Origin of the sequence: Alteromonas sp. AMM-1 (genome assembly GCF_047290655.1) — a bacterium.
Lineage (GTDB): Bacteria > Pseudomonadota > Gammaproteobacteria > Enterobacterales > Alteromonadaceae > Alteromonas > Alteromonas mangrovi.
Genome location: NZ_JBLBUE010000159.1, coordinates 1 through 7914, shown reverse-complemented (window position 1 = coordinate 7914; position 7914 = coordinate 1). Strand labels below are relative to the sequence as shown.

The following is a 7914-nucleotide window of genomic DNA, read 5'->3' as shown; positions in this document are numbered from 1 at the left end:
TGGTGAGTCAACTACTGACTTCATGGAACAGGAAGCTGAGCGCGGTATTACTATCCAGTCTGCTGCGACTACTTGTTTCTGGAAAGACCACCGTATGAACATCATCGATACTCCGGGACACGTTGACTTCACTGTTGAAGTTTACCGTTCTCTGAAAGTATTGGATGGTGGTATCGGTGTTTTCTGTGGTTCAGGCGGTGTTGAGCCTCAGTCTGAAACTAACTGGCGTTATGCTAACGAATCAGAAGTTGCCCGTGTAATCTTCGTAAACAAACTGGACCGTATGGGTGCAGATTTCTACCGTGTTGTTGGCCAGGTTAAGCGCGTTCTTGCAGCTAACCCACTGGTAATGACCCTGCCAATCGGTATCGAAGACCAGTTCAAAGGTGTTGTTAACCTGTTGGACATGAAAGCGTACATTTGGGATGACTCAGGTCTGCCAGAAAACTACGAAATTGTTGATATTCCTGCTGATATGGTTGAAAAAGCCCAGGAATTCCGCGAGCAAATGATCGAAACTGCTGTTGAGCAGGACGACGAAGTAATGATGGCTTACATGGATGGCGAAGAGCCGTCTCTGGAAGACCTGAAGCGTTGTATTCGCAAAGGTACTCGTGACCTGGCATTCTTCCCAACTTACTGTGGTTCAGCATTCAAAAACAAAGGTATTCAGTTAGTTCTGGATGCGGTTGTAGACTTCCTGCCAAACCCAACTGAAGTTGATCCACAGGATCTGACTGATGAAGAAACAGGTGAACCTACTGGTCAAAAAGCCATTGTGTCTGAAGACGAGCCGTTCCGCGCGTTAGCGTTTAAGATCATGGACGACCGTTTCGGTGCCCTGACTTTCGTACGTATTTACTCTGGTAAGCTGAAGAAGGGTGATACCATCCTGAACTCTGCAACAGGTAAAACAGAACGTGTTGGCCGCATGGTAGAAATGCACGCGAACGAGCGTACAGAACTGCAATCTGCTCAAGCTGGTGACATCATCGCAATCGTAGGTATGAAGAACGTACAAACTGGTCACACTCTGTGTGATCCAAACAAACCTTGTACACTTGAGCCAATGATTTTCCCTGAGCCGGTAATCTCTATTGCTGTTAAGCCAAAAGACAAAGGCGCAAACGAGAAGATGTCTATTGCTATCGGTAAACTGGTAGCAGAAGATCCAACGTTCCAGGTTGAAACTGATGAAGATTCTGGCGAAACCATCCTGAAAGGTATGGGTGAGCTGCACTTAGACATCAAAGTAGACATTCTGAAGCGTACTTACGGCGTAGAGCTGTTAGTTGGTCAGCCGCAGGTTGCTTACCGTGAAACGATCACGCAAGCAGTTGAAGACAGCTACACGCACAAGAAGCAGTCTGGTGGTTCTGGTCAGTACGGTAAGATTGATTACCGCATCCGTCCAGGAGAAACTAACTCTGGCTTTACGTTCAAGTCTACCGTTGTGGGTGGTAACGTTCCTAAGGAATTCTTCCCAGCCATCGAGAAAGGCTTTAAGTCTATGATGGGTGCGGGTCCATTGGCTGGTTATCCGGTACTGGACGTTGAGGTTGAGCTGTTTGACGGTGGTTTCCACGCAGTTGACTCATCAGCAATCGCGTTCGAAATTGCAGCGAAAGGTGCATTCCGTCAGTCTATGCCAAAAGCGGGTCCTCAGATCCTTGAGCCAATCATGAAAGTTGACGTGTTCTCTCCGGATGACAACGTAGGTGACGTGATTGGTGACCTGAACCGTCGTCGCGGTATGATCAAAGATCAAGAAGCTGGCGCAACGGGTGTTCGCGTTAAAGCTGACGTACCTCTGTCAGAGATGTTTGGTTACATTGGTCACCTGCGTACTATTACGTCAGGTCGTGGTCAGTTCTCTATGGAATTCAGCCACTACTCACAATGTCCACAAAACGTTGCTGAGAAAGTAATCGAAGAAGCAAAAGCGCGTAAAGCAGCTAAGTAATTTCTGGATTACAGTAAATGTTTAAAAAGCCCGCCTTCTGGCGGGTTTTTTTATGGCATTAAAACAATATTGACGGATTTATACCAAGTATCAAAGCAAATTGACCAATAGGCAAAAATGATAGGTGGTGTTCATATCGCTTTTTGCAAAAGATGCTTACAACCAGTACAGTTTTGGGGTCTGGATTGCGAACTATTCAACGGTTTATCAGAATCAATATAGACATATGTCACAGCTGAGTTTCTGTCTGATATGAGAAGTAATGGTGACGTAAATCAATATCTCTCAATGCTATGTATATTAGAATTTTTATATACAAGAGTTTAAGTGTCTAACATGTCCGATAAAAAACTGATTTTGTTGCTCAAAATCGTAATGATAGTGGGAATTTGCCTTATCCTTACTGGTGTCTACTGCCATATGTATAGCGAAACCGTAGAGGCGATGGGCGTAACGGGCATCGTGCTAAGTGCCTGTTTAGTGGCGGTGGGTATGATCTTGTCGCTGCCTACAAAGATGTACCTCACGTTTATTTTGGTAAAACGTGAGGCTGATGCGTCTACACAAGCACGTTCTAATTGAGTTGCTGCACCGAGTAGCCGCGTTTCTCTAGCAGAGACAACACACTTTTCGCACCTGCTAAGTGCATTGTGCCAACCAATACAAATTCTGTTTCTGGCGTGCTTAGCATACCCGTTAGCATGGGTAGCCAGTTTTGGTTTCGCTGGGTAAGCAAGGTATTAAATACCTTGGGAAACGAAGCTTCAAACTCCCGCATGGACGATTGCTCCATACCCGCCATGTTTCCAGAACGCCAGTAGTCCTTCAATTCGCCAATTGAGTCCTTAATTTGTAAAACATCCTCCAGGGCATAGCGAATAATTTGATCATCATCGCCATCCCCGAGGCTTTTTATAAACGCAAGTTGCTGCTGGGGTGACTCAAACCAATCCAATTGCTTATTATCCATCATGGCTTGGAAATAATAAAACTCATCGACCCCCTGGCTGGTGAGTCCCAGGTTTCTGAGCTCAACCACGCTAAGCGTTACGCTAATAAGGGCCGGGGTGTAATGGGCAAAGTTATCGATCGATAAATGGCGACTCGACAGATGATCGGCAAGCGCTTTGTAAGTATCGTTGCTGAGTACATCGTTTAATCTGGTGCCGTCCTGATAGGTCAGATGCTTAAGTGTGTCCTGCTGAAATGCGGGTGAATTTAATCCTGCAATATCGGTTTCAAATACCAGTTTTGTAGCGGCGTTGTATGCCTGTGCATAGGCGTCTGGTAACGGAAAATCGTCGGGGCTCAACAGGTGTAGTGTCCCACCGATGTAAACTGTGTTGTCACCGTTAGTGACCTTCCAAACCGAAGCGGCGTGTCCGGTGAATGTGAATAACAGAAAGGAAGATAAGAGAAGATAGCGCATCAAGAATCAACAAATAACCTAAAGCCACAATCTATATGTTATCGCCGTCTGGTGCAACGGTGCAGAGTATTACTCAATAATGAACCCGGTAGCGATATAGAATTCTAATGCTTCCACCAGTGGTGCCGCCATGCGGGTATGCCTAGTTCCTTAATGGTTTCATACAATGTCTGACGGTCTTCTTTATTCAGAAAATCCCCAATAGCAATGCATTTATCGTTACACACTAACTTTAACTGCGGCAGATACCAGTCCTGAGGACTTTCTGATAATTCCAAATGAGTATCTTCTCTCAAAAGGGATACAGATTTCATAGCTCTGTTGCTGGATTGCACGTGAATATGGTGCTTTTCAATTGCGATGGTCTGGCTGCTGTAAGTAAACAGGTTTACCCGGTACAGCAAATAGCAAAACAAACCAATTTCAATCCCGGCAAAAGGGAACACCAGCCAAGCGCCAACGATAGTCCAGACTACAGCAATAATAAAGGCCACGCTGGCCATAAGCCACATCAACCACTTGCTTTCCTGCCAACTGGCAGAACGATTTGGCGTCAACGTTACCAGAGTATATTGCGAATGATGTTTTATCGTTACCAAAACCACCTCCGGGCATCTGACAAACCAAACACAATGTGATTTCAGCTTTCACTATAGCAAGGTACATTTTAAATGCGCGCTAGTCTTTCCCATTTGTAAAATAAAACTTACTATGTAGCAGCATCTCGATGCATTTTTTGACCGTTTTACCAATCAATGTAGTACCTATTTAGAATAATTATAATGAAGGCAATTAAGTGTTAAAACAGGCATTGTTAAGCCCGGTGTGGGTGGGGCTGATTATCATATGGGTGGCATTAATTATTAGTCATTCAGCTTTTCCCGCGGTGATTCCTGAATTTGGACCATTTATGCTTTTGGGCATAATTGGGGCGGTATTTGCCAATGCAACAGGTGCCGGTGGCGGCGTTGTTTTTGTTCCCTTTTTTCAACAATTACAATTTAGTGCAGAAGCGGTAATCGCAACCAGTTTCGCCATCCAGTGTTGCGGAATGAGTGCCGGTGCGATCAGTTGGTTGCAGTATTTTCGCCATGGACCGGAAGTGTCGCCTCACTGGCGATTACTGTTGCGCGTTGTCTTTATAACCGCGTTGGGTTCGTTAGCCGGAATAGGGTTTACGCAGTACGGTTTCAGTCAGTGGTTTTCAGCTATGTCATTCAGGCAGTTCGGTTCACAACTGCATATTGGCTTTGGCATTTTCTCTGTATTACTGGCATTGGGGATTTTCGCTTCCATTGCCTGTTTGAAACGGGAAGCAACCCGAAGCGCTATTGAGTCTGGGGATATAGCGGCGCTTCTCCTAATCAGTTTTGTGGGGGGCGTCGTAACTGCCTATTTATCGGTTGGGGTGGGCGAGCTGATTGCGGTATATCTGATTTTTCGGGGATTTAGTGTTAGCTTTTCTATCGCTGCGGCGGTCATTCTATCTGCTATTTCGGTGTGGGGAGGCGTGCAATATCACGCTTTTGTTACTGAAGCAGTGGTCTGGGATGTTGTTTTGTTTGCGGGGGCTGGTGCAATTATCGGTGGGCGTTTGGCAAGGTACCTTGTGCTTTGGTTTTCACCGCGACAAGTGAAAGTATTTTTTGCTGGCTGGGTGCTTTTGCTGGGCATTGCCAGCCTGATCTAGCTCATCAGAGCAGTACTTGCAGCGCAGATTGTTATTGTGTTTTAGTTACTTAGCTAAGCATTCAGGCATAGGCCTTTAGTCGTATTATTCTAATCGAATATACGCATTGCAATTGAACGCTGTTATGATTGTCGACATTCCAGCCAGGAAAGGATTCGATATGCCAGTACACACTTATGAGCCGATCAACCGGTATCAGGTAACACAGGCAGAGTGGAGCAAGGATGCCGTAATCTACCAGGTTAATGTGAGGCAATTCAGCCAGGCGGGCACGTTTAACGCGGTTACGCAGCGCTTGTCTGATCTCCATTCTCTGGGGGTTTCTATTCTCTGGCTCATGCCAGTGCATCCCATCGGCGAATTACACAGAAAAGGTACACTGGGAAGCCCGTACGCCGTAAAAGACTACCTTGCTATCAATCCTGAATTTGGCGATGAAGCTGATTTTCAGGCGTTGGTGGATAAAGCGCATATTCTGGGGATGAAAGTCATTCTCGACTGGGTGCCTAATCACAGCGCCTGGGATAACCAACTGGTGGAACAGCACCCCGATTGGTACGCCAAAGATTACAAAGGTGATTTTCGACCATCCCCCTGGTGGGACTGGAGCGATATTATTGAGTTTGATTACAACAACAGTGCCTTGCGTGAGTATATGATTAACGCTATGTGCTATTGGGTAAATCAGTTTGATATCGACGGATTTCGTTGCGATGTGGCAGGTTACGTGCCCAACGATTTTTGGCAACAGGCCCGCGAGGCGCTTGATGCCATTAAACCAGTGTTTATGCTAGCAGAGTGGGAAAATCGCGATCTGCATGAACGGGCATTTAATATGAGCTATGCCTGGAGCTGGAATGAAACCATGCACGATATTGCCATGGGCAGAGCCAGCGTAGATCGACTCAGAAAATACTATTCCTGGAATGAGCGAGCCTGGCCGCAAAGTGCGTATCGCATGACGTTTGTGAGTAACCACGATAAAAACGCCTGGGACGGGACACAGCGTGAGCAATTTGGAGATTGCCTGGAAGCCGCTATTGTTTTGTCTGTTCTGGGCGAGGGGATGCCCCTGATTCACAATGGTCAGGAAGCGGGTGAAACCAAGCGTCTGGCTTTTTTCGAACGCGATCCTATTAAGTGGCAGCCGCATCCCATTGGGGATCTGTACAGTAAGCTTATTCGTCTTAAGAAGCGCTTGCCCGCGCTGTGGAATGGCCAGTATGGCGCCAGAATGATCCAGGTACCCAATAACAAATCTGATCAGGTGTTCAGTTTCGTGCGTATGCAGGCAACCTGTAAAGTATTTATTGTACTTAACCTGTCGAAAGAGTGCGTAACCGCGCGTTTTGAGGAGCAATTGTTCCCAGGCAAGTATTTCGAGTTGGCCTCAGAAAGCATTGAAGAATTGCAAGCAGGCAGTGAGATAGCCTTAAATCCATGGGACTACCGGATTTATTTTAGTGCCGCCATACCGAAAATGTAATTCTTGCGGCCGTTTTGGTTACGGATTAACCGGCTGGCCGGCTAAACACAGACGTTTTCAATTTTATTTGGCATAATACCCGTTTTGGTACATCACACAGAGAAACTATGCCCACGTTAAGTGAAGTGTTTTCGGGCACCGGATTACTGGCAGAATCAATCAGGGGATTCAAGCCCCGGCAGGCGCAAACGGATATGGCCGAGGCGGTAGAGCGGGCCATCAAACAGTCGCATAGCGTGATCATTGAAGCAGGTACCGGAACCGGCAAAACCTTCGCGTATCTTGCACCAGTATTGCTTGCCAAGGGTAAAGCGATTATTTCTACCGGTACTAAAAATCTGCAGGAACAGCTGTATCACCGCGATTTACCCGTTATCAAAAAAGCCCTCGCCAGTAACCGCAAAACGGCGTTGCTAAAGGGGCGGGCAAACTATTTATGTACCCACAGACTGGGTCAGCATGGTGGAAACTCCACATTAGTTGAAAGTGACGTACTCAATGAATTGTCCATTGTCCGGGCCTGGGCCAATACCACTAAAACCGGTGATGTAGGCGAGATCAAAACCCTGCCGGAAGATGCCAGGGTATTGCCATTAGTAACGTCCACGGTGGACAACTGCCTGGGGCGCGACTGCCCGGACTACGAAGATTGCTATTTAGTTAAAGCGCGAAAAAAGGCGATGGACGCCGACATTGTGGTGGTAAATCATCATTTGTTTTTTGCCGATATGGCGCTTAAAGACACCGGATTTGGTGAACTGATCCCCGATGCCGAATGCATAGTGTTTGACGAAGCCCATCAAATCCCCGACATTGCCAGCGAATATTTTGGTGAAGCCGTTTCTACCCGTCAAATTCAGGACATTAGCAAGGAAATCACCCTGCTGTATCGCACCGTACTCAAAGATGCTGAGCAACTGGAAAAAGCGGGCGAGAAAATGCGTATGCAGGCCGCTGATTTGCGATTGCTGTTTGCCGATAAAGCGGCCAAGGGCAATTGGGTGGAACACCTCGAGCGAGAAGAGGTCCGCACGCAAATGTCGCGTCTGGAAGATGCCGTTGGGGTTGTGTACGACGTATGCAAACTGCATATTGGCCGCGACAAAGACCTGGATAATCTGTTCGACCGCATCGTTCAGGTGCGTGATAAGCTGGCATTGTTTACCACCGATCAACACGATGGCATGAGCCTGTGGTATGAGACCACGCCACGGCATATTGTGCTGCATATGACGCCGCTGTCTATTGCTGCCAAGTTCCGACGATTTGTGGAAAGCGATGAACGAGGATGGGTGTTTACGTCGGCCACCTTAGTGGTGAATAACGACTTTACCCATTTTCAGCGC

General features: G+C 46.9%; 7 protein-coding genes. 5 read left to right on the top strand and 2 right to left on the bottom strand.

Annotation, left to right across the window (positions count from 1 at the left end; all coding sequences use genetic code 11):
* Positions 1 to 1963, top strand: a 1963-nt coding sequence (gene fusA / locus ACLR2L_RS17010; RefSeq protein WP_413369800.1) for an elongation factor G, incomplete at its 5' end; no start/stop codon positions are given.
* Positions 1964 to 2299: 336 nt separating this feature from the next.
* Complete coding sequence (locus ACLR2L_RS17005; protein WP_413369798.1) at positions 2300 to 2545, top strand: hypothetical protein; 246 nt, start codon at positions 2300 to 2302, stop codon at positions 2543 to 2545.
* Here the strand turns inward: ACLR2L_RS17005 and ACLR2L_RS17000 are convergent.
* Both ACLR2L_RS17000 and ACLR2L_RS16995 read right to left on the bottom strand, forming a co-directional pair.
* Positions 2538 to 3392 (bottom strand): TraB/GumN family protein, encoded by an 855-nt coding sequence (locus tag ACLR2L_RS17000; RefSeq protein ID WP_413369796.1) that lies wholly within the window; start codon positions 3390 to 3392, stop codon positions 2538 to 2540. The two genes, ACLR2L_RS17005 and ACLR2L_RS17000, sit on opposite strands and share 8 nt — an antisense overlap.
* 104 nt (positions 3393 to 3496) lie before the next feature.
* Positions 3497 to 3991 (bottom strand): DUF2244 domain-containing protein, encoded by a 495-nt coding sequence (locus ACLR2L_RS16995; RefSeq protein WP_413369794.1) that lies wholly within the window; start codon positions 3989 to 3991, stop codon positions 3497 to 3499.
* A gap of 197 nt (positions 3992 to 4188) precedes the next feature.
* On the opposite strand from ACLR2L_RS16995, the gene ACLR2L_RS16990 reads away from it, so the two are divergent.
* The 3 genes from ACLR2L_RS16990 to ACLR2L_RS16980 form a co-directional block, all read left to right on the top strand.
* Positions 4189 to 5082 carry a sulfite exporter TauE/SafE family protein gene (locus ACLR2L_RS16990; RefSeq protein WP_413369792.1) on the top strand — a complete coding sequence of 298 codons (894 nt, stop codon included), beginning with the start codon at positions 4189 to 4191 and terminating at the stop codon, positions 5080 to 5082.
* Positions 5083 to 5242: 160 nt separating this feature from the next.
* On the top strand, positions 5243 to 6568 hold the full coding sequence (locus ACLR2L_RS16985; RefSeq protein ID WP_413369790.1) for an alpha-amylase family glycosyl hydrolase: 1326 nt from the start codon (positions 5243 to 5245) through the stop codon (positions 6566 to 6568).
* A gap of 107 nt (positions 6569 to 6675) precedes the next feature.
* Positions 6676 to 7914 (top strand): ATP-dependent DNA helicase (locus ACLR2L_RS16980; protein ID WP_413369788.1); only part of this gene is annotated, 1239 nt, incomplete at its 3' end.

Coding starts and splice junctions, on each gene's coding strand:
- ACLR2L_RS17005 (WP_413369798.1), top strand. CDS start 2,300: ATGTCCGATAAAAAACTGATTTTGTTGCTCAAAATCGTAATGATAGTG.
- ACLR2L_RS17000 (WP_413369796.1), bottom strand. CDS start 3,392: ATGCGCTATCTTCTCTTATCTTCCTTTCTGTTATTCACATTCACCGGA.
- ACLR2L_RS16985 (WP_413369790.1), top strand. CDS start 5,243: ATGCCAGTACACACTTATGAGCCGATCAACCGGTATCAGGTAACACAG.